Origin of the sequence: Pectobacterium atrosepticum (genome assembly GCF_000740965.1) — a bacterium.
In the GTDB taxonomy this organism is placed as follows: Bacteria; Pseudomonadota; Gammaproteobacteria; order Enterobacterales; family Enterobacteriaceae; genus Pectobacterium; species Pectobacterium atrosepticum.
Genome location: NZ_CP009125.1, coordinates 478110 through 499086 on the forward strand (window position 1 = coordinate 478110; position 20977 = coordinate 499086).

Below are 20977 nucleotides of genomic sequence, written 5' to 3' on the forward strand. Positions count from 1 at the left end.
TCTGATTATTGAGAAAGTGGCGCAGTGAGATATTTCATCTGATTCACGACTTTTTTCAAAAATATGACATAACAGCATGTTAATTAAGGGATAAAATAATTCTATTTTTCGGGGTTCTTTCGCATTTTGGGTGGTTAAGGATGAGGGATATGGAGTGAAGCATTATCAAGTCAGAAGAATTAGCCTGCTTGCTGCCATTGTGACACTGACAACAAGCTGTGCGACTTTGCATGATGCGGGCCGCAGCTATGGCACGGCGATTGGCTGTATTGGCGGGGCTGCGTTGGGCGGTGGAATTACCTATCTGGTAACGGGTGATGCCAAGAAAGCCGTAGCGGGAGGGTTGTTAGGCGGTGCCGCAGGCTGTGCATTAGGAAACGTTTGGCAGAACCGCGAGGAAGCGCTGGCAAAAATCGCTCAGGAAGAAAATATCGCAATTACAACGCGTTCTCTGCAATCTCAGGAAAAAAGTGGTACTGAAACTGTAGGGCTGGTGGCTCAGGTCCAAGATAGCGGCATGTTTGATACCAATAGTGCGCAGCTTTCTACGGACGGCTTACGGCAGGTCAAAAAGATTGCTACAGCGATGAAAGAGGGAGACCAAAGCGGTGTCATTCTGGTTGTGGGGCATACTGATGCCACTGGGAGTGCAGAATGGAACCAGCGTCTTTCAGAGCAACGCGCACAGAATGTCGGTCGGGTGCTTGAACAGGCTGGCCTGAGTGCACAAAAACTTTATTTTCAGGGTGCAGGTTCCGCTCGTCCGGTAGCCGATAACGTCACGGTAACGGGGCGGACTTCCAACCGTCGGGTCGAGATCGTGGGTCTGGCAAATGAAACTCTGTTAAAACAGAGGCTTGAACAGGAAGGCAGTAACCTTGCTTATCTGCGTTATGGCACGGCTGAGCAGGCTACGTCGACAGCTAGCTCTTCTTCTACATCAAGCCGCAAGGCGAAGCCATCTACATCATCTTCCAATCGTAAAGTAGAGCCAACTCGTAAAGCAGAAATGGAGACTGCAGCGGTAACGCCATCAGTCCCGCCACAGCCGTCAGGTGCGCCTACTACGAAGAAAGCCTCCGAGCCCGCTAATAGCAAGAGCTTTGTTGATTTTGGCGGGCAGCCAGTCAACTCATCCACGCCTGTTCTGGCGGCGAACCTCAAGCCACGCAGCAGCGGATTCAGCCTGATTCCAGAAGCGAATGCCAGCAGTATGCTAAAAAGCTGTGTAGCAGATAATGTGCGCGTCAGTGGACAAGCTAAAAACCTGGCTAGCGGGAAAGCGGTTGAAACCCATGAAACCCGAGAATATCTGCCGGGCATGAATGGTCGTGCCTGGGCAGGGCTGGTGAATAATCATCTGGTCACGCTCTCGCCCGTTAAGGTACTGAGCGATAACGCCACGGTAGTGGAAAATCCGAAGGTGTATGTCACGCGCGATTACCAGTCCAAAGGTAACCGTAAAGCTGATGCGCCATTAAATGCGGTGGCGAATGCGTGGGAAGGCGAAGACAGCATTCTGTATCGGGTTTACCTGCAAGATGAAACACAGCAGGCACTTTCCTGCGTAGATTTACTGGTGCCGAAGAAGGCCAGTAAGGCGCAGCAAGGGCAGCTGTTCTACAGCAATCACAGCAAAGAATACATCGCGAGCTACACCCCAACGCGTAGTTAATTAGAAGGTATTGATCATGGAATTATTTCAAAGCATCGCTGAGGCGATTTCGCTTTATCGCTACATTTTCTGGCCGTTATTGGTGCTAATGACGTTGGTACTGATCTTTATCCGCTGGTGGGATCAGGTCAGTTACTTTTTCCTTAACCTGATGAGCAGCCTGCCGCTGATTGGCCATGTATCTCGTTTGTCTCGCGCGAATGAACCGCGTCGTCAAGGCACGGGTAAACTGGCTTGGTATCCTGCGGAAGAAGCGATTTGCGCGAAATATTGGCAGTACTATAAAACCTCTAATCTGGATGCCGATTTTTACCTGCGCTGCGTCAACTACCTGAACAAGGTGGATGAGCGGGGTCGTAAACAGACGGGCGTGATCTTGTGGGGTTGTAGTGTCGTGTTGGTCCTGCTCGAAGCCTTTATTTTCGCGTTGGTACTCTCTCCGTTTATCGCGAGTAACATTTCTGCCAATCAGGCCGAGTTCTCGGCGATTGTTATCTCCGTTCTGATCGGTGTGGTGCTGGTGCCTGCCACTCACTTGATGGGATCCGAACTGCATAAAAACACGCTGCTGAAAAAGATCCGTTACTGGTATTCAGAAGCGCGCCATAGCGGCTCTGCTAAGGGGTTGAGCAAGAACCACGAAATCTCGCTGGAAAATACCCGTTTGGATGACAACGATCCAAACTACATCCAGATGTTGAATCGCGTAACGCACAATGTTCACGTTAAGCCGCAGTATTGGGCAACGGCGGTTGCACTGGCGCTGATTATTTTCTTCTCTGTTGGTGCCTATCTGGTGCGTGCGGCGACCATCAATGCGATGGATACACAGGCAGTGAACGGTTCGCCGTTTTCACAGGTTGTTCAAACTAGCGAAACCTCTCCGTTTGATTTGCCGTCGGGCGCGGCGGCGGATAATGCCAAGGCGGATACGCAGGCGTCACAAGAGATCACGGACAACCGTGTATTCGCTTCCAAATTGACGTTCATCATCCTGTCCGTCATTTTTGTTGGTGTGCAGCTGATTGGTATTTTGATTGGTATTTATCGCTCATTTGCTGGGATTGAATCCAAAGCAGCGGCGAAATATATTGGCAATTTCAGTGGTTCTGAAGAATTTGCGTCATGGCACGCGATGCGGCGTGAACGCGTGGAGCGCGATGGACAAGAAAAGCTGACCGCGTTGCAAAATCGCCTGATGATGAAGCGCACCAATAGCCAGAGTGAACCGCTTACTACGTTGCCGACGTTTGATGATTACATCAGTGGCAAGCTGCGTGATAAAGCGCGCTCTACTGCAGAGTTGAATGCGCATTTACAGGCGACAAACGAACCCGTACAGCCGAAGGCACCCATTGTACAATCTGTCTCGGCTCAGTCAATTGAGCCTGCGCCAGTTGAGGCGGTGAGCCAACCTGTTGCACTTGTATCGACGCCTCCTGTCGTTGACACTGTCTCGGTAGCTCAGCCTGTAGCGGCATCAGCCAGCACGGCAGAAGCGGATGACGAGAAGCAGCGTATTCATGAACTGGGTGATTTGACGTCGTTCAGCGAAGAAGAACTACAGCTGATTGCCGACGATTTGGATCTGTCGCTGGCGTCCTTGCAGAAGCGTCAGCGCGTGCAAGCGTTGCTGAATAAGGCGCGTCCGAAGGAGAACGTATGAGGTCGCTACTCGCGCTGCTGTTGCTGGGGGTAACCTGTATGTCGCAGGCCGCGGAACGTAACGATATCCCTAGCTGCTACAGTTTTGCCAAACTGGACCAACATCGCCCGGCTGACAGCGGTCGGGAACTGGTGGTGATTGTCGACCAGACGGTCAAAGTGCCTGTTGATCTGAAAAAATCGATCTGGAATCAAGTGGTGCGCTATGTGCAGCCCGGCGATCATGTGGTGATGTATCAGTTCTCGGCGCTGTTGCAGGATAACTACATGAAGCGCGTTTTTGACGGCAAGCTGGAAATGCCGTTCACCGATCATAAGGTACGCAACAGTTTGGGCATGGACAGTCTGAAATCGCTTGATGGGTGTTTGGTGCAACAACGGCAATTCTTTGCACAAAATATCGGGAAAAAGATGGCAGAAAGCTTCGCCGATCGTGGGGATAATATCGCCAAAAGCGAAATTATGGATAGCCTTAAGCACATTGGTGATGACCTGAAAGAAACGCCCACGAGCAGCAAAACGATCCTATTGGTGTCCGATATGCTGGAAAACAGCGAGTTTGGCAGCTTTTACAGCAACAACAGTATTCGTTTGTTAGAGCCGGAAAAAGAGATGGCGCGTGCCGGAAAGCAAAATTTGGTGGCGGATTTCACTGGCGCGAATGTGTATATCGCGGGAGCAGGGCTGATTGATACGGATTCGAAAAATAACTATCGATCCGGCAAGATCATGCAGCAGTTGGAAATTTTCTGGCGGCAATACTTTGCGGCCTCGAAAGCCACTGTAGTGAGCTTTGGTGCACCCGAGTTGACGGTCGATCTAAAATAGCTTTTATCTGACAGAAAGGCGCTAATGTGTGAACGACATTAGCGCTTTTTTTGTTTTCAATGGACCTGCAATCATCGATCGATTCGGCGGCAATCGCGCCGAGGTCGCAGAGCTGAACGTCATCTAACTGCGTGAAAGACAGGCTGCGGATGTTGCCGCAGCACAGAGACTCTATTCCAACGACGAAAAACGTGAAATAGGGTGGATGGATTTACAGTAGAGTTACAGCGGGTTTTGGAATGAAGCTCGCAGAAGTATGCTTATTTCTTGAAATAATCAGGATTCTTATTTTATTTCAATTGGCTACCGTAAAGAATGTCGCGGTATTTGCGAAAAATAATTACAAAGAGCTGTCTTGAAAAAGTTCGCATTTGTTAACGATGCCGGATGCACTGCTGTATCGGACGGTGATGGCGTAAGGCGTCCGTGGATAAACGGAAAAAGGAGAGGGTAGGGAATATGGCATCGTACGAATTACTACTATATCAGTTGGAAAAGCTGGTGGCTTTGCCAGACAACTATTATCAGCCCTCGCAGTCTGGCTTGATAGATTCGGCGCCACGCCTGATAGCGCTTACGCGTCACTATAACGGGCATATTCGGCAGCGTGCGGTGCTGTGTTTAGGCTTCATGGATGAGGTATCTGCATTACCGGCACTGATTGAACGGGTGAACGATTGGGCTGAGCCGGTACGGCGTGCGGCCAAACAGAGCGTGCGGCTGCTGTTAACGCCGGATAATACCGCGAATTTTGTCGCCAATTTACCTGAGATTTTCTGGCTGCTGCAATGTCAGAGGGAAAATCACCAGCCGCTGGTGGATGAGATTGTCAGCTTTCTGACCGAGGAGGCTCACGCGGCGTCGCTACTGGCGGGGCTGTCTTCTGATGATAAAACCGTCGCTCGATTATCTCTGGATATTCTGGCTGAGCGTGACCTATTTCCGCTAAAGCAGATCTTTGATCAGGCGATGTTACATCGCGATCCGTTAGTGAGGGCTAACGCTGAGCGGTATCTGCTAAGCGCAGATCAGGATATTGATCGTGAGGTGATGGCGATTCTGTTGAAAGATACTTTCGCACCCATCAAGCAGGTGGCGTTGCAGTATGTGATGGATAATGCGTTCCCTGTTCCTGAGCCCCTGTTGGTAGCGCTACTGTTTGATAAAAATGCGCTGGTGCGCCAACGAGCCTCAGCGCTGCTGCGTGAGACAAACAACGATCCGGTTGCTCATTATCTTACGGCATTGGATCGGGCGGCAACCGTGACAGAGCGTAAAATCACGCTGTGGGGGCTGGATGAACATCGTTACGACGGCATTGTGGCGCTGGCGGAACGCAACATTGATGAGCGTTATCCCAGCCTTTATCACAGCGCCTTGCGTATTCTCATTCTGCGTACGGGTGACGATTCTCGCGAACGACTGTTGGCCTCCCTACGCCATCCTTCTATTGCTATTGCGAAGGTTGCGCGGAAGCTGTTTTATCAGCAGAAAATCTATTTGTCGCTGCCTGAACTTCAGCGCTGTCTGGAAGACGCGTCTTCCAGAGAACACATTGAGGTGTACTACTTTTTAGCCCAAAAGTTGAATAAATGGGACTGGCTGGTTTTCCTATTGGATAACGCGCAAGCAGAAAATGCTGCGCTAACGCAGGCTGGCGTGACGTATTGGACGCAGCGATTCAACCGTTCGGGCATCCTGCCGAATACCCGACAGCAGGCGCGTTTGCGGGAGTTGTTAGATAAAAACCCGCACGTTATCTCGCGCAAAAGCCCGTACATCGCTCTGTTTTTGTTTGGTGGCTGATTCGTTGCCTTCTATCCCTGCCCCAAAAAAATATGTTCACGATGGTATGCCATCTGTGACAGATCGGGCGGGTAGGCATCTGGCAGGTGGATTTGCTTGCCTTCGTATTGGGCGAAGTTGACGTCGCTGATGGCGCTTTTCAGCTTTTTGATGCGTGTAGAAAGTAGCATTTCCAGCGAGTCGTTGAAGCTGATCAGACCCATATCAAAGGCTTTGTCGTGCAGGTTGGACAGGCAGAGGCCGTTACTGGGGTTGAGGCGGTGTTCTGCTGCCGTTTTCCAGGGGCGAATGTGGCTGGCGACCAGCAGCGTGGGTTCTTCCAATCCGGTCACACAGCAGCGTTCGCCGTAATTACTGAGCACGCGTTTGCGAAATAGCTGCTGACCAATGCGTGTTTTCACCTGTGCGAAGCGCTCGCCGCCGTGATAATCACGGATGTCGCTCTCGTTGGCTTGGAATGGTGATGGTGCAACTGTCGCTGTCGCCGTTCCTGCTTCGAGCGATATCATCGCCTGCTGACACTGCTGTTCAAATAACTCAGGATTGCCGTCCATCTCCTGCCACAGTGCGCGGTCAGCGTTGGAGGCGCCGCGCAAACCAGTGCGGCCGGAGTCAATAATGAACGGGTCGAGGCTGGCGAGATTCACTAGCTTCATCGCCAGTGCAGAAGGTGTGCGGTTAATTAATGCCGCGTAGCGAATGATGTCGGGGTTACGCGAATGCAGCCTGCCAAACGGCAACTGACTGTACAGGGTGAAGGCGATCAGCAACTGATCCCGCGTCCAATGGTTGGTAGCAGCCATGCGTGTTTCGTCCGTTCGTTAGCGCATTCGGTTAGTGATAGCGCTAACTATGCCAGGTCAGTTCGAAAAATGCATGCGTTTGCCCCTGCTGGATAATTTGCGTGAGCTGCGCTAACGTTCTGGCAGCTTTCCTATCATGATGCCGAGAGACTATGTCCCGTTCTTATTCTCCCTTGTTCCGTCCCTTGTGTGCGTTGGCTCTGCTGGTGCTGGCGGGTTGTGCCAGCAAAACGGCGACGACGCAGGAATCGCGGCCTGCGGATGTCCGTGCGCAGTTGCTCAAGTTGTTGCCTGATAACGTGAAAGATCGTCAGGGTTGGGCAACCGACATCGCGACGGCGTTTACCGCACAAGGGCTCGATCCCAGTAATGAAAACCTGTGTTCGGTACTGGCGGTGACTGAGCAGGAATCGACGTTTAACGCCGATCCACAGGTACCGAATTTGTCGAAAATTGCCTGGCAGGAGATTGACCGCCGTGCGGAGAAAGTTCATGTCCCGGCGTTTCTGGTGCGCACCGCGCTACTCATCAAATCTCCTAACGGAAAAAGCTACAGCGAGCGGCTCGATAAGGTACGCACGGAAAAAGAGCTCAGCGCGATCTTTGATGATTTCATCGAAATGGTGCCGATGGGGCAGCAACTGTTTGGTCGCCTGAACCCGGTACATACTGGCGGGCCGATGCAGGTTAGCATCGCCTTTGCCGACGCTAACGCTAAGGGTTATCCGTATACCGTGGACGGCTCTCTTCGCCGCGAAGTCTTCAGCCGTCGTGGCGGGATGTATTTTGGCATTAAGCACCTATTGGGCTATTCGGCGAATTACCCGCAGTCTATTTATCGGTTCGCGGATTTTAACGCGGGTTGGTATGCCAGCCGAAATGCGGCGTTCCAGCGTGCTGTCAGCCGCTTGACGGGGGTTAAGCTGGCGCTGGACGGTGATTTAATCAACTACAGTTCGGATAAAGCCAGCGCCACAGAGTTGGCGGTGCGTGCGTTAGGGAAACGCCTGGACATGAGCGACAACGCCATTCGGCGTGGGCTGGAGAAGGGCAATAGCCTCGATTTTGAAGACACCAGCCTGTATGACCGAGTCTTTGCGCTGGCGGATAAATCGGGCAGTAAGGCTCCGCGCGCTATCCTGCCGGGGATTATGCTGGAAAGCCCGAAAATCACCCGTAAGCTCACCACCGCATGGTTTGCCCAACGCGTCGATGAGCGTCGGCAGCGCTGTTTGGTAAGAGCCAAATAGGCAACGCCCTCAATGAGGGCGTTAGTATCACAATGCTGGAAGAGCAAACCGGCCATTGGTTGGGCGTGATGCCACGTTCTTCGGCATTTTCGCGGAAATCTTCCAGCATCGTGCGGACATGGGGGATATCTCCGCGCTTCTCTAACGGTAGTCTCTACCTTGATAACAACGCGTGCTGTAAAGGCTGCTGTGGTGCGCTGTCGTCAACCTTGAAGTGGCTGACCAGCGATTCCATTTCAATCGCCTGTTCATCCAGTAATTGGCTGGCGACGGAAGCCTGTGAAACCAGCGTTGCATTCTGCTGCGTGACCATTTCCAACTGGCTGAGCGCTTCGTTAATTTGTGCGATGCCCAGCGACTGTTCATCGGCGGCGACCGCAATCTCATTCACCAGATCGCGCACTTTACGCGTGCCGGTGACGATGTCGTTAATCCCCTGATTAGATTGGTTCACCAGCTTCGTACCTTCATTGACGCTGGCAATGCTGTCGGAGATGAGCGCGCGGATTTTGCCCGCTTCGTCAGCACTACGCTGCGAGAGCTGACGAACTTCCGCCGCGACAACAGAGAACCCGCGACCATGCTGTCCGGCGCGTGCAGCCTCAACCGCGGCGTTCAGCGCCAGCAGGTTGGTCTGAAAGGCAATGGCATCAATGGCGGCAACCACCGCATTCACGCGCTGGCTGGTATCCTGAATTCTTTCCATCGCGTCGCTAGCGGATTCGGTAATGGTGCCGACACGGTGAGCCTGATCGTCCACTTCCGTTGTTAATTGACGTGCCTGTCCGGCAAAGTCCGCAGTTTGTTTTACCGTGACGGTAATCTCTTCCATGCTGCTGGCGGTTTGCACCAGTGAAGCGGATTGCTCTTCGGTACGCTGCGCCAGATCCTGATTGCCGTTAGATATCTCGCTACTGGCACGCCCGATGGTTTGTGAACTGCGCTTAATATTCACCACCATGTCAGCGATGTTTTCCAGTGAGGCGTTATAGGCCTGATTCAGCTGTGAAAGCTCGTCGGTTCCCGGTACGCGCAGGCGACGGGTGAGATCGCCGCCCATCTCACGAATGGTCGTCAGGGTTTGCTGAAGCTGCTCGTTGATACTGCGCATAATCATCGAAGCCAGACCCAGCGCCATCAGGAGAGAAATCAACGCACCAGCCAAATAGCTAATCCAGGATTGACGTGCATCGGCGGCTAAGGCGTTAACCTGTGCCGTCAGATCGTTGGTGGCAAGCTGCTCAACGTTCTTCAGCTCATCGATTTTTACTGTTTGTTGGTTAAACCACTGGTTGGCATCGATGGAGAAATTGCCGCCGGGAGAAGCGATAGCCTTATTGCGCATCTGGAGTGCGTTCTGGGCCGCAGGGTTGTTAAGAGCCTGTTCAAAAGCTTTACGCAGCTCGGCATTGGCGAACATGTTATAGGCGGTGATATACGCCTCTCCCTTACCTACCATCTGGTTCAGACGCTCGAACATCCCGGTAGCAAAACTATTGGCAGAGAAGGTATTAGAAAGCACGGCGCGTTCAAGCCCTGCCTGTTCTTTGACGTTCAGCAGGTTGTAATAGGCTGCCAGACGCTGAGCAATACCGCCGTCGCTGACCAAGTGGGTCATATCTCCGACAATACTCAGCAGATAGCTGACGGAATCGGAATAGTAGCCGAGTGCCTGCGTGACAGAGATCGACATGCTGTCGATATTGCGACGATACTCGTCAAGCTGTTGCATTTTCTGCGTAATTTTACCGATCTCGCCACTCACATCGTTACCGAGTTCACTGTCACTGAGATTCGCAGCCGTTTGTTGAAACTGTTGCTGTGCCCGATCGCTGGCTTGCCGCTGCGTAGTGAGTTCGGCACCAAACTTCTTCCCTTGGCTGCCAAAATAACCTGCGCTCATTCCGCGTTCACGCTGGAGCTGGTGGGCTAACTCGCCTGCGTCACGTGCTAGCGTAATCAGTTTCTCCATACGGATCATCTCATGCTCTGTGCTACGTCGCTCCATCACGCCGGAAAAACTGAACCATAGCAGAGCAAGGATGGGCGGGAGGAGGGCGAGAATGAACTTACTACGGATCGATATGTGATGAAGGGATTTCATAGGTGTGCTCCATATCCTGCAATCCGTCCTTTTCTGACATGTGCAGTTTGCAAAAGTAGACAGGGTTTATTTTAGTTTCGGCACAGGGAAGCAATGATTTAGCATTGATGATGCAACATCCATAAAAACAGTGCGTCTACTCTGGTTGGGCTTCTTTCATAAGAAGATTTCACTATTGAGGTATGGTACTACCCCGTCATCTTTCTTTTTAATAACCAAATGTAGGTATTTTAATTAAGGGTTTATGCCCTAAATAAGATCGTTAACTTATGCTATCGCGAGGGGCGGCTTTTTTTGCCACGGTATCGGTGTTTCTACTGTCTAGATAATAGTGAGCAGCATCGTGACGTTAATCAGTGAAATCAGGGTGAGAAAAAAGATAACGACGAGGAATGTGTGGCGAGAAGGTTTCATATGGGCTCCTAATTCGGCGGGTGAAAAACACCCGCCTTGTTGAAGGGATTAGAACCATTGGCCGAAGCGGCGGATGTAGGCGCGTTTGACCAGTTGTGCGACGGTGCAGTAGCCAATCAACGTGGCGGCTAGCCAAGGGAAATACTCCCACGGCAGCGGCTGTAAACCGACCAGTGGCCCCATCGGAGAGAACGGCAGATAGATGCCCAGCGCCATTACCAGTCCGGTCATCAACATCACCGGCAGCGCTGCGGTACTCTGAATGAATGGGATCTTCTGGGTACGCAGCATGTGCACGACCAGCGTTTGTGACAGTAGCCCTTCAACGAACCAGCCTGACTGAAACAGTGCCTGATGCTCGACGCTATTGGCGGCAAACACGAACCACATCAGCGCGTAGGTGGTGATGTCAAAAATCGATGACGTTGGCCCGATAAACAGCATGAAGCGACCAATATTTTTAGCATCCCATTTGCGGGGCTTGCGTAGGAACTCCTTATCCATTTTGTCCCACGGCAGCGACAGTTGGGAGATGTCGTACATCAGGTTTTGAATCAGCAGGTGGATCGCCAACATCGGCAGGAACGGAATAAAGGCGCTGGCGACCAGCACTGAAAACACGTTACCGAAGTTGGAACTGGCGGTCATGTTCAGGTATTTGATGATATTACCGAACGTCTCGCGACCTTTGATGATGCCTTCTTCCAGCACCATCAGGTTTTTTTCCAGCAGAATAATATCGGCTGACTCTTTGGCGATATCCGTTCCGGTATCGACGGAAATCCCGATATCAGCATCACGCAGGGCAGGGGCATCGTTGATACCGTCGCCTAGAAAGCCGACCGTATGGTCATTACCTTGCAATGCTTTCAGTACGCGGGATTTTTGTAGCGGCGTCAGTCGAGCAAAAATGGTGCGCTGTTCTACCAGCACGCCGAGCTGTTCATCGCTGAGTGCATCAATCTCGTTCCCTTCTAGCACCTCGCCCGGCTCTAGCCCGACATCGCGACAGATCTTACTGGTAATAATCGCGTTGTCGCCGGTCAGAACTTTAACCGTCACGCCGTTTTCATGCAGGGCGCGAATCGCGGCGGAGGCACTTTCTTTGGGTGGATCGAGGAACGTCAGCAGACCGCAGAGGGTCAGATCGCGTTCATCCACGGCGCTGAGCGGCATCGTGCTACCCACCGGGCTCAGCTCTCGTGTGCCAATCATCAGCACGCGGAACCCTTGCTGGTTGTAGCTCTCTGCCAGTTTTTTCAGCGTATTGCGACGTTCGTCGTCCAGTTCATGCCGCTGTCCGTTCTCACTGACATGCGTAGCGACGGCTAGCATCTCTTCTACCGCGCCTTTGCAAATCAAGCGTTGCTGGTTGTGTTCATCGGCAACAATGATGGACAGGCGACGACGAATAAAATCAAACGGCAGTTCATCGATTTTGCGATAGCGACCCAGCGCGGAGATGGCTGGATTATGGCGACCAAAATGCATGATGGCCTGATCCATCAGGTTTTTCATGCCGCTCTGGTGCGCGCTGTTGAGCCAGGCGAGTTGCAACACACTCTCATCGATCTGGCCCTGCGTGTTCAGGTGATGCTCAAGGATGATGCGATCCTGCGTTAGCGTGCCGGTTTTGTCGGTGCACAGTACGTCCATCGCGCCAAAATTCTGAATCGCGTTCAGCCGTTTGACCACCACTTTACGCCGTGCCATGGCAATCGCGCCCTTCGCCAAATTGGATGAGACAATCATCGGCAGCATTTCCGGCGTCAGGCCGACCGCGACCGCCAGCGCAAACAGGCTGGCCTCCATCCAGTCACCTTTGGTGAAGCCGTTGATCAGCAGCACGACAGGCACCATCACGATCATAAAGCGGATCAGCAGCCAGCTTACGCTGTTAACACCACGATCGAAGGCAGTTTGGGAGCGCGTGCCGACGATAGATTTTGCCAGTGAACCGAAATAGGTGTGGCTGCCGGTTGCCACCACGATTGCCGTTGCCGTGCCGCTGGAAATGTTGGTGCCCATCAGGCAGATGTTGGATAGCGCCAGCAGATCGCTCTCGCTGCCGCAGTCAGTGGGCTGACAGCCTTTGGCACTGATATTGCTGAATACATCGTATTTTTCGATTGGCAGCGATTCACCGGTCAGTACCGCCTGGCTGACGAACAGATCGCGGGATTCCACCAGCCTGACATCTGCAGGCACCATGTCGCCTGCGGAGAGGATCAGGATATCGCCGGGCACCAGTTGCTGAAGCGGGATTTCCTGCATGACGGCGGTGGCGCTGGCGTGAGGGCGGCGCAGTACGGTGGCCGTTGTCCGCACCATGGATTTCAGCGCTTCTGCGGCTTTATTGGTACGAAACTCCTGCCAGAAGCGTAGCAGGCCGCTCAGGCTAACCATCACCAGAATAATGATCACGCCAGTGAGTGAAGTCTCTTCGTTATTGCGCTGCGGCAGCCAGTAATCGGTGAAAAAGCTGATAGCGGCCAGCGCCATTAGCACGTAAATAAACGGGTTATTAAACGCGGCGGCTAACTGCACCAGCGCGTGCGGCGCCTTTTCATGGGCGACGCGGTTTTCGCCATAGGTTTGCTGACGCTCAATGACGTCATCATGGCTTAAGCCGTGCAGATGCGTATTTAGGTTCGCCAGTGTTTGATCGAGGCTGTTTTGTGCCTCACGGGCAATCGCAAAGGTGGCCGTGGGTGTCTTACGGGCGCGGCGATGCCCCGTTTGCGTGATCATATCGGTCATGATGCTGCTCTCTTAATGTTGCCTGTCCGCCGCGCACGGGCGCGCATCCCGGATAAAGGGACGTAAAGCGGAAAAAAATGAAGGTATTAAGGGAGGTAAACGGCGCAGACGGAGAGAACAGAGAAGTCGAGGAAGAAGACGGTCCTTATTCTAACGGATGCGGTTTACCGGGCCATCGAGGGTGCTCGTCCATGTTGTCTCCTTATCGCCGTGTGGCGAGATGTAAAATAAAAATAGTCGTCGGCTGACGAAATAGAGCACGTAGTTTAGTGGTGTAACCATAACCCTGTTTGCCTAAACCGGACGTCAACGTTTGTTCATGAATCAAACTGGGTGTGCTGTTGCCAGCGAGAAGGCGTTGCTGCGGCGTATTGCTCTGTGGGGAAAGGTTCTGAAAGGCATTGATTAAAAAGACGTGGTCGCCCCGCCGGATAGCCAGCGGGGCAGGTGAGAATTAATGAATTCTCAGCAAGTGGTCCTGATTCACTTTGAAGAAACGAACTGCATCGCGCAGCTGTTCTCCCTGTTCTGTCATGGCGTGTGCGGCTGTAGCGGATTCTTCAACCAGCGCGGCGTTCTGCTGGGTGACCCGATCCATTTGTTCTACCGCGACGCTGATCTCTTTGATGCCGATATGCTGTTCGTTGGAGGCCTGAGAAATTTCCGCAACGATATCCGTCACTTTTTTCACCGACTGCACAATTTCCGACATCGCCTGGCTGGCTTTGTCTGCTCGCGCGGAGCCGTCGGTAATCTTCTCAACGGTGCCTTCGATCAGCGTTTTGATCTCTTTGGCGGCGTTGGCGCTCTTCTGTGCCAGCGTCCGTACTTCACCAGCCACGACGGCAAAGCCTTTCCCTTCGCTACCCGCTCTGGCTGCTTCTACCGCTGCGTTCAGGGCAAGGATATTGGTCTGGAAGGCAATCCCTTCGATCACGGCGATAATATCGACGATTTTCTGTGAACTGTCGGAGATCTCATGCATGCGCTTGAGCATGTCGTCCACGATAAGCCCACCTTGAGACGCTGTTTCTGAGGTTTGCTGGGCTAACTGGCTGGCTTCTTTGGCGTTATCCGCGTTCTGTCGTACGGTGTGCGTCAGTTGCTGCATATTGGCTGAAGCCTGAATCAGCGAGGCCGCTTGCTCTTCGGTACGCTGCGACAGATCGCTGTTGCCCTGAGCAATTTCGCTGGATGCCAGCGAGATAGATTCGCTGCCGCTCATGATGGTGTGTACGGTATTCACCAACTGCCGGTTCATGTGGTTGATGGACGCCAGCAGGCTGCTGTTATCCCCCTGACGCAGCGTGATTTCTGTTGTCAGGTTGCCGGATGCAATCTCGGTCATGATTTCTTGTGCGTAGTGCGGATCGCCGCCGAGCTGGCGTGAAATATTACGTGAGATGACGGTGGCGATCATGATGGTTGCCAGCAGGGCGAGTAGCAGTAATCCCCAAACATAGTACTGTGATGTCCGGTACGTCGAATCAGCACTGGCGACGATATTTTTTGCCGTCGCCAATTCCATTTCCACCAGTTTCGCCAGATCTTTCATCAACTGGCTACGATACTTGGAAGAGCTTGCGCCGCTGATTTTACTGGCTTCTGCCAGATCGCCGCGATTCACGGTATCAATCAACGTGGCATTGACCGAATTGAAACCAGAGAAATTTTCGCCAATCACCTTAATCAGCGCTTTTTTATCTTCGCTGTTAACAACGGTTTGATAGTTTTTCAACGCGGCAAGGAAGGTATCGGCGTTTTGCAGTAACTCTTTGCGATGGCCTTCGCGTTCCTCAGGGGTTTTGGAGTCAATATACTGTATTTGCTGTAAGCGGGTTTCAGACAAGGAGCCACGCATTTCCAAGCTATATCGTACGCCGGGCAGGCTGCTGCTGCTTAATTCATCAATTCGACTGTTATTAACGCTAAGCTGGAGTAGTGAAACCACACCTAATAGCAACATCATTGCTATCAGGACGGAAAAACCGAGTAACAACTTGGAAAGCACTGTGAGTTGAGAAAATTTCATCGCTATTCTTATTGTTTATATAGAGAAGGTAATAGTGATAACGGCAAATAAAATAAGATCTTTATAATGTGGAATTCGATAAATTGGCTTTAAAGAGTAAATGGAGTTTAATGGCGTGCAGGTGCCATTTGTCGAAACTAAATCCTGATTAATGATTATTATATAATATATTATTTGTAAAAAAGAGAGGTGGCTAGACATTGTCTTAATAGATGTTTTTATTCTTAACGTTGAAGTGGGTCTATTCACAAATAGGGGAAATAAAATGTGATTGCCATCAATAATCAATAAATATTTATGTATTTAAAAATCCTAATGATTATATGTAACGACTTTGATTAATTAAATGACAAATTATTTCTTTTTATATCTTCAACAATAATGATGCAGCGGCAATGTTATTACTGCTGCACGATTATGCGTAGTTCAAAGAATCTCTCAGTCCAGATAGAACACGGGGTCGAGTGCATCGCTGATCGGACTGTTGTCGGGATTCGAGGGCATTACGTCGCCCATGTGTTTCCACCAGCGCTGGCAGACATCTGTTTGCGCAATCGCTTCCCAGCGCGCTTCTGATTCGACTTCCACATAGCCGAACAGCAGATTGCGCTGTTTATCCAGAAAAATACTGTAGTGGTGCGCGCCGTGGTTTTTCAGCACCTCTGCCAGTTCTGGCCAGATAGGATTATGACGGCGCTGATACTCGTCGTGGCTGTCAGGAAAAACTGACATCACAAAAGCCTTACGCAACATGGATGAGTCCCCGTAGTCGTTGGCAGAGCGCCACGGCGGTAATGCCGTGGCGATGTGAGACTGAAAGCAATTTTAGGCCGAAATGAGTTCTATGCTAAAAACCATTCTATGCATGAAAGCCATGCTACGTATGAAAACTCGAGCTATACGCGCAGCGCGGCTTCCAGTGGCGTAACACCGAAACGTTTGCCCAGAGCGATCAGTTCTTCGGTCGAGATCGTCTGCTTTTTACCCCCCATCGATCTGACTTTCACCATGACTTCGGCGGATTTTTCCGCGGTATCGATCAGGCCAAAGGCTTCATCCAGCGTCGGACCCGTGCCGAAGATGCCGTGGAAGGGCCACAATACCAGCGAATGACGCTTCATTTGCTCGGAAGTGGCATCGCCAATGGAATCGGTGCCCGGCACCATCCACGGCACAATCCCCACGCCGTCTGGGAAGACGACCAGACACTCCGTGCTGCCTTCCCACAGCTCACGGGTGAACGTCGCGGTATTCAGCTCCAGCACGTAGCTCAGGGCAATCAGATTGGTCGCGTGGCAGTGCATGATGACGCGGTCGCGCCCATGAGTTACGCCCATACGCACAATGTGTGACTGGAAATGCGAAGCCAATTCAGACGTTGGCAGGCCGCCGTTGGTGAGCCCCCAGAAAATACGATAGCCTTTGCCATCACTATCGACCTGCAACACCACCAGTGAGTCCGCTGGATCCAGTTGAACGTTGCGGAAAAATTTGCCGGAGCCAGTGACGATGAACCAGCAGTCCGCCAGTTCCGGCATCGGCTGTGATAGTGCTTCATGACGTGGCTGCGGAGAGAAATCGCTTTCATAAGGCGTCACATCTTCAGCCGTCAGGCGCAGGCTGACGTTGCCGCCGTTACGTTCGTCCCAGCCTTTGAGCCACATGTCGCTGGTGGCTTTAATCATTCCCTGTACAAACCAGGAAGAGAGAATTGCTTGCATAGTCTTACCCTTGACGTTGAGTGAGGATGGTTTCTTCATACTGACGCACCTGTTGCAGCCATTCGCTGCCTGGGATGACGTCATGACGCTGGCAGTAGTGTTCCCACACGGCCTGCCACGGTAGCGATTTTTGCTCTTCCAGCAGGGCCAGACGCGCGGTGTAATCGCCGTTTTGTTCCAGCTGGCGCAGTGTTTCTGTGGGTTCCAACAGCGCGCGCAGCAGGGCTTTCTTCATATTACGGGTGCCGATGACCCAGGCCGCGATGCGGTTGATCGAGGCATCGAAGAAATCCAGCCCGATGTGCACGCGGTTAAGCAACTGATGACGGATGATTTCGTGGGCGATAGCCTGCGTTTCGTCATCCAGCAGCACGACATGGTCGCTGTCCCAGCGTACTGGGCGGCTGACGTGCAGTAGCAGGCGTGGGACGTACAGAATCGCGCTGGAGATTTTGTCGGAAATGACTTCGGTCGGGTGGAAGTGCCCAGCATCCAGACAGAGCGCGGTGCCGCGGCTGGCGGCGTAGCCGAGACAAAATTCGCTGGAGCCGACGGTAAAACTTTCCGCGCCGATCCCGAACAGCTTGCTTTCCACGGCGTCGATATGGTGTGCCTGATCGAGCGGTTCGGCGATGACCTCATCCAGCGCGCTGAGCAGCCGCTGGCGGAACGCCAGGCGATCGATGGTCAAATCTTTCATGCCGTCCGGTACCCAGATGTTCATTACCGATGGCGTGCCGAGTTCACGACCGAAGTAGGCCGAAATCCGGCGGCTGGCCTGACAGTGTTCAATCCAGAAGCGGCGTACTTTTTCGTCCGGGTGCGACAGGGTAAAACCGTCTGCGCTCAGCGGATGAGAAAAGCAGGTTGGGTTAAAATCCAGCCCGAGCTGGTGGCGCTTGGCCCAGGCAACCCAGTTGCTGAAATGCTCGGGGGCAATTTCGTTGCGGGCGACGGGCTGTGCGGATTCCAGATAGATGGCGTGCAAATTCAGCCGTTTGGGGCCTGGGATTAACGCAAATGCCTGTTCCAGATCGGCACGCAGTTCATCCGGTGTGCTCGCTTTGCCAGGGTAGTTGCCCGTGGCCTGAATGCCGCCGGTTAACGGCCCACCGGTATTCTCAAATCCGGCTACATCGTCACCCTGCCAGCAGTGCATTGACACCGGAATCTGATCGAGCTGTTCCAGCGCTGCCTCTACATCAACATTCAGGCTGGCATAACGCGTTTTTGCCAACTGCCAGGCAGCTTCAATAGGTGTGCTCATTGTGTTGTCTCCTTTTTGCCCTGTGGGGCGGTTTCTGGCTGGCTGAGCGCCTGAAAACGACGCCAGTGCCCGGCAAAATCACTCTCCGCACGCGGGGTATAGCGATGCAGAGGGAAGTTATGAGTCAGCATGTGCCGGAATGCGGCAAGGTCGGTGACGGCGCCTAGTGCCATCAGTTGGCAGCCGATATTGCCAAGCGTAGAGGCTTCGACTGGCCCGGCGAGAACCGGAATCTGGCACACATCGGCGCACAGCTGGTTGAGAAAAGCGTTCTGGCTACCGCCGCCGACAATATGCAATTGGCGGATCGGCGCATGGCGTAGCTCACCCAACTCCAGCACCACCTGACGGTAGAGCAGCGCGAGGCTGTCGAAGATGCAGCGTGCTAATTCGGCATCACTTTGGGGAACGGGCTGGCCATGTTCACGACAATAGTCGCGGATTGCCTGATGCATGCATGGCGGATTGATAAAACGATCGTCATTGGGGTTAATCAGACTGACGAAGGCGGGCAACGTGGTGACGGACTGAATCAGCGCGCCTAAATCCTTGATCTCACGCTCCTGACAAACCCGCTGTAGCAGCCACAGGCCCATGATGTTTTTCAGTACCCGATAGGTGCCATCCACGCCGCCTTCGTTGGTGATATTGGTGGCTAGCGCCTGCGGACTGTTAAACGGCGTGTCGCTCTCGATGCCCATCAGCGACCAAGTGCCGGAGCTAAGGTAGGCGCTGTCGCGGCTCTGCAACGGTGCACCGACCACCGCGCTGGCGGTATCGTGCGTCGCGACGGCGGTGACGGGAATCTGGCGACCACTCGGCGCTGTCCAGTTTCCGACGGCGTGCCCCGGCTGCACCGGATCGCTCAACCAGCGGCGCGGGACGCCCAGATAGTCCAGCAGTTCGCCGTCCCAGGTTTTCTTTTCCAGATTAAGCAGTTGGGTCGTGCTGGCGTTGGTATATTCACAGACCAGACTCCCCGTGAGGCGATAGTGAAAATAGTCGGGGATCATCAGCAGATGTTCCACTTTATCCAAATCGTCAGGAGGAGCGTCGCACAGCGCTTTGAGCTGATACAGCGTATTAAACGGCAGGAACTGAATCCCAGTATGCTGATAGATAGCTTCACAACCCAGTTCGGCAGTAACGGCGGCCATTACGCCGTCAGTGCGGTGATCGCGATAGGAATACGGCAGACCGACACGTTGCCCGCTTTTATCGAGTAACACATAGTCCACGCCCCAGCTGTCGACCCCAATGCTATCGGGAGCGATACCCATGGCATCAATTTGCTGCAATCCGGTGAGGATGTCGCGTTCCAGCGCGACGAGATCCCACTGGTGATGGTTGTCCTGAAAAACCAGTGTATTGCTGAAACGGTGAATTTCTTTCAGCGTCAGATGCTGCGTTGCGGTGTGGAAGGTTGCGAGCATGACCCGACCACTGGATGCCCCTAAATCCACCGCCACGATATTCTTCACCGCCATAGCCGCACTCCTTTTGTTGGATGTGTTGCAGTGTAAAGAGCGGTAACAGAAGCCACCTTCCGATGAGTGCCACCTAAAACAGGTGGTTGGCAAAATGACAAAGCTGACCGTGAAAGGGCTCACAGTCTGGGAAATTATTCAGAAAATAACCCTGTAAAAAACAGGGAAAAGGCGGTGTGATCCTTGCCACAGTTCAATCAATTTGGCGGTGCGATCTTAAAAAAAGAGCAGCCAGACGGCGCGAGGGTGACGGTATTTTAAGGTCGGTTTTGTTGCTTCTGACTACTCTTTTTCAAAGGCTGAATGGAGAACCGAAATGACGTTACTTCGTGGTGATGATTTTTTTACTTCGCGTGCCGTGACGGTCGCGGTAGAGCCTCGTACCCCACAGACGGCCTTTCCTGAGCACTATCATGATTTTTGGGAAATAGTACTGGTGGAGCAGGGCGCAGGCGTCCATGTGTTTAACGATCAACCCTATGCGCTGTGCAGCGGGTCGGTGTTCTTTGTTCGCGATAACGATCGGCATCTGTTTGAAGATGTTGAAGGGCTGTGCCTGACCAACATGCTGTACCGCTCGCCGCGTGGCTTCCGCTTCCTGTCTGATATCGCGGCATTTTTGCCGTATGGACCGAACGGCGAGTGGCAAGGGCAGTGGCAGGTGAATGCGGCGGGGATGCAACAGCTGAAACAGTCGCTGAACAGCCTGGCAGGGCTGGCGCAGAGCGATGCGCCGGAGGCGATTGCCGCGAGCGAAAGCCTATTTCTGCAAATTCTGGTGCAACTGCGTCAACACTGTTTCCAGACGGAGGGTAACGGCTCGGAGCGCCAAGGGGTACAGGCGCTGCTGGGGTGGCTACAAAATAACTACAGCGAAGAAGTTAACTGGGGCGGTTTGGCTGACCAGTTCTCGCTGCCGCTGCGTACGCTACACCGCCAGTTAAAACAACATACGGGTATGACACCACAACGGTATCTGAATCGGTTAAGATTACTGGAGGCTCGTCGGCGGTTGCAGCAGAGTGATGATTCCATCACCACTATTGCTCACGCCTGTGGATTTAGCGACAGCAATCACTTCTCGACGCAATTCCGCAAGGCATTCTCGCAGGCACCTAAGTCACTACGCCATCAGGCGTTTTCTCGTGAAGAGTAGGTAACAGCA

At 52.8% G+C, this 20977-nt stretch carries 14 protein-coding genes; 6 read left to right on the forward strand and 8 right to left on the reverse strand.

Translation table 11 applies throughout. The features are described from left to right. Positions 1 to 154: 154 nt before the first annotated feature. The 4 genes from GZ59_RS02160 (at position 155) to GZ59_RS02175 (ending at position 5974) form a co-directional block, all read left to right on the forward strand. Positions 155 to 1675 carry an OmpA family protein gene (locus GZ59_RS02160; protein ID WP_039289741.1) on the forward strand — a complete coding sequence of 507 codons (1521 nt, stop codon included), beginning with the start codon at positions 155 to 157 and terminating at the stop codon, positions 1673 to 1675. Positions 1676 to 1691: 16 nt separating this feature from the next. After that, on the forward strand, positions 1692 to 3341 hold the full coding sequence (locus GZ59_RS02165; RefSeq protein WP_039289743.1) for a hypothetical protein: 1650 nt from the start codon (positions 1692 to 1694) through the stop codon (positions 3339 to 3341). Next, a complete protein-coding gene (locus GZ59_RS02170; protein ID WP_039289745.1) occupies positions 3338 to 4168 on the forward strand; it encodes a hypothetical protein in 831 nt (276 codons plus the stop codon). Before GZ59_RS02165 ends, GZ59_RS02170 begins: the two co-directional genes overlap by 4 nt. A 459-nt stretch (positions 4169 to 4627) precedes the next feature. After that, the gene (locus GZ59_RS02175; RefSeq protein ID WP_039289746.1) at positions 4628 to 5974 is read left to right on the forward strand and encodes a HEAT repeat domain-containing protein; all 1347 of its coding nucleotides are present in this window, start codon (positions 4628 to 4630) and stop codon (positions 5972 to 5974) included. A gap of 11 nt (positions 5975 to 5985) precedes the next feature. Here the strand turns inward: GZ59_RS02175 and GZ59_RS02180 are convergent, their stop codons facing one another. Then, positions 5986 to 6777, reverse strand: a complete 792-nt coding sequence (locus GZ59_RS02180; protein ID WP_039289747.1) for an HNH endonuclease — start codon at positions 6775 to 6777, stop codon at positions 5986 to 5988. Positions 6778 to 6929: 152 nt separating this feature from the next. On the opposite strand from GZ59_RS02180, the gene GZ59_RS02185 reads away from it, so the two are divergent. Continuing rightward, complete coding sequence (locus GZ59_RS02185; RefSeq protein WP_039289750.1) at positions 6930 to 8027, forward strand: DUF1615 domain-containing protein; 1098 nt, start codon at positions 6930 to 6932, stop codon at positions 8025 to 8027. Between the two features lie 154 nt (positions 8028 to 8181). Here GZ59_RS02185 and GZ59_RS02190 read toward each other — a convergent pair whose 3' ends face one another. From GZ59_RS02190 to rhaB, 7 genes are all read right to left on the reverse strand, one after another. Further along, positions 8182 to 10131: a methyl-accepting chemotaxis protein gene (locus GZ59_RS02190; RefSeq protein WP_011092056.1), complete on the reverse strand. Its 1950-nt coding sequence runs from the start codon at positions 10129 to 10131 to the stop codon at positions 8182 to 8184. Positions 10132 to 10593: 462 nt separating this feature from the next. Further along, positions 10594 to 13305, reverse strand: a complete 2712-nt coding sequence (gene mgtA / locus GZ59_RS02195; protein ID WP_011092057.1) for a magnesium-translocating P-type ATPase — start codon at positions 13303 to 13305, stop codon at positions 10594 to 10596. Between the two features lie 454 nt (positions 13306 to 13759). Further along, entirely contained in the window at positions 13760 to 15337 is a 1578-nt protein-coding gene (locus GZ59_RS02200) for a methyl-accepting chemotaxis protein (protein ID WP_039289753.1), read from the reverse strand. Positions 15338 to 15775: 438 nt separating this feature from the next. Further along, positions 15776 to 16090 carry an L-rhamnose mutarotase gene (gene rhaM / locus GZ59_RS02205; RefSeq protein WP_011092059.1) on the reverse strand — a complete coding sequence of 105 codons (315 nt, stop codon included), beginning with the start codon at positions 16088 to 16090 and terminating at the stop codon, positions 15776 to 15778. A gap of 143 nt (positions 16091 to 16233) precedes the next feature. Continuing rightward, positions 16234 to 17058: a rhamnulose-1-phosphate aldolase gene (gene rhaD / locus GZ59_RS02210; protein WP_011092060.1), complete on the reverse strand. Its 825-nt coding sequence runs from the start codon at positions 17056 to 17058 to the stop codon at positions 16234 to 16236. Between the two features lie 4 nt (positions 17059 to 17062). Beyond that, the gene (locus tag GZ59_RS02215) at positions 17063 to 18325 is read right to left on the reverse strand and encodes an L-rhamnose isomerase (protein WP_039289755.1); all 1263 of its coding nucleotides are present in this window, start codon (positions 18323 to 18325) and stop codon (positions 17063 to 17065) included. After that, on the reverse strand, positions 18322 to 19812 hold the full coding sequence (gene rhaB / locus GZ59_RS02220; RefSeq protein ID WP_039289758.1) for a rhamnulokinase: 1491 nt from the start codon (positions 19810 to 19812) through the stop codon (positions 18322 to 18324). Before rhaB ends, GZ59_RS02215 begins: the two co-directional genes overlap by 4 nt. Before the next feature lie 316 nt (positions 19813 to 20128). On the opposite strand from rhaB, the gene rhaS reads away from it, so the two are divergent. After that, entirely contained in the window at positions 20129 to 20968 is an 840-nt protein-coding gene (gene rhaS, locus GZ59_RS02225) for an HTH-type transcriptional activator RhaS (RefSeq protein ID WP_011092063.1), read from the forward strand. Positions 20969 to 20977 lie beyond the last annotated feature (9 nt).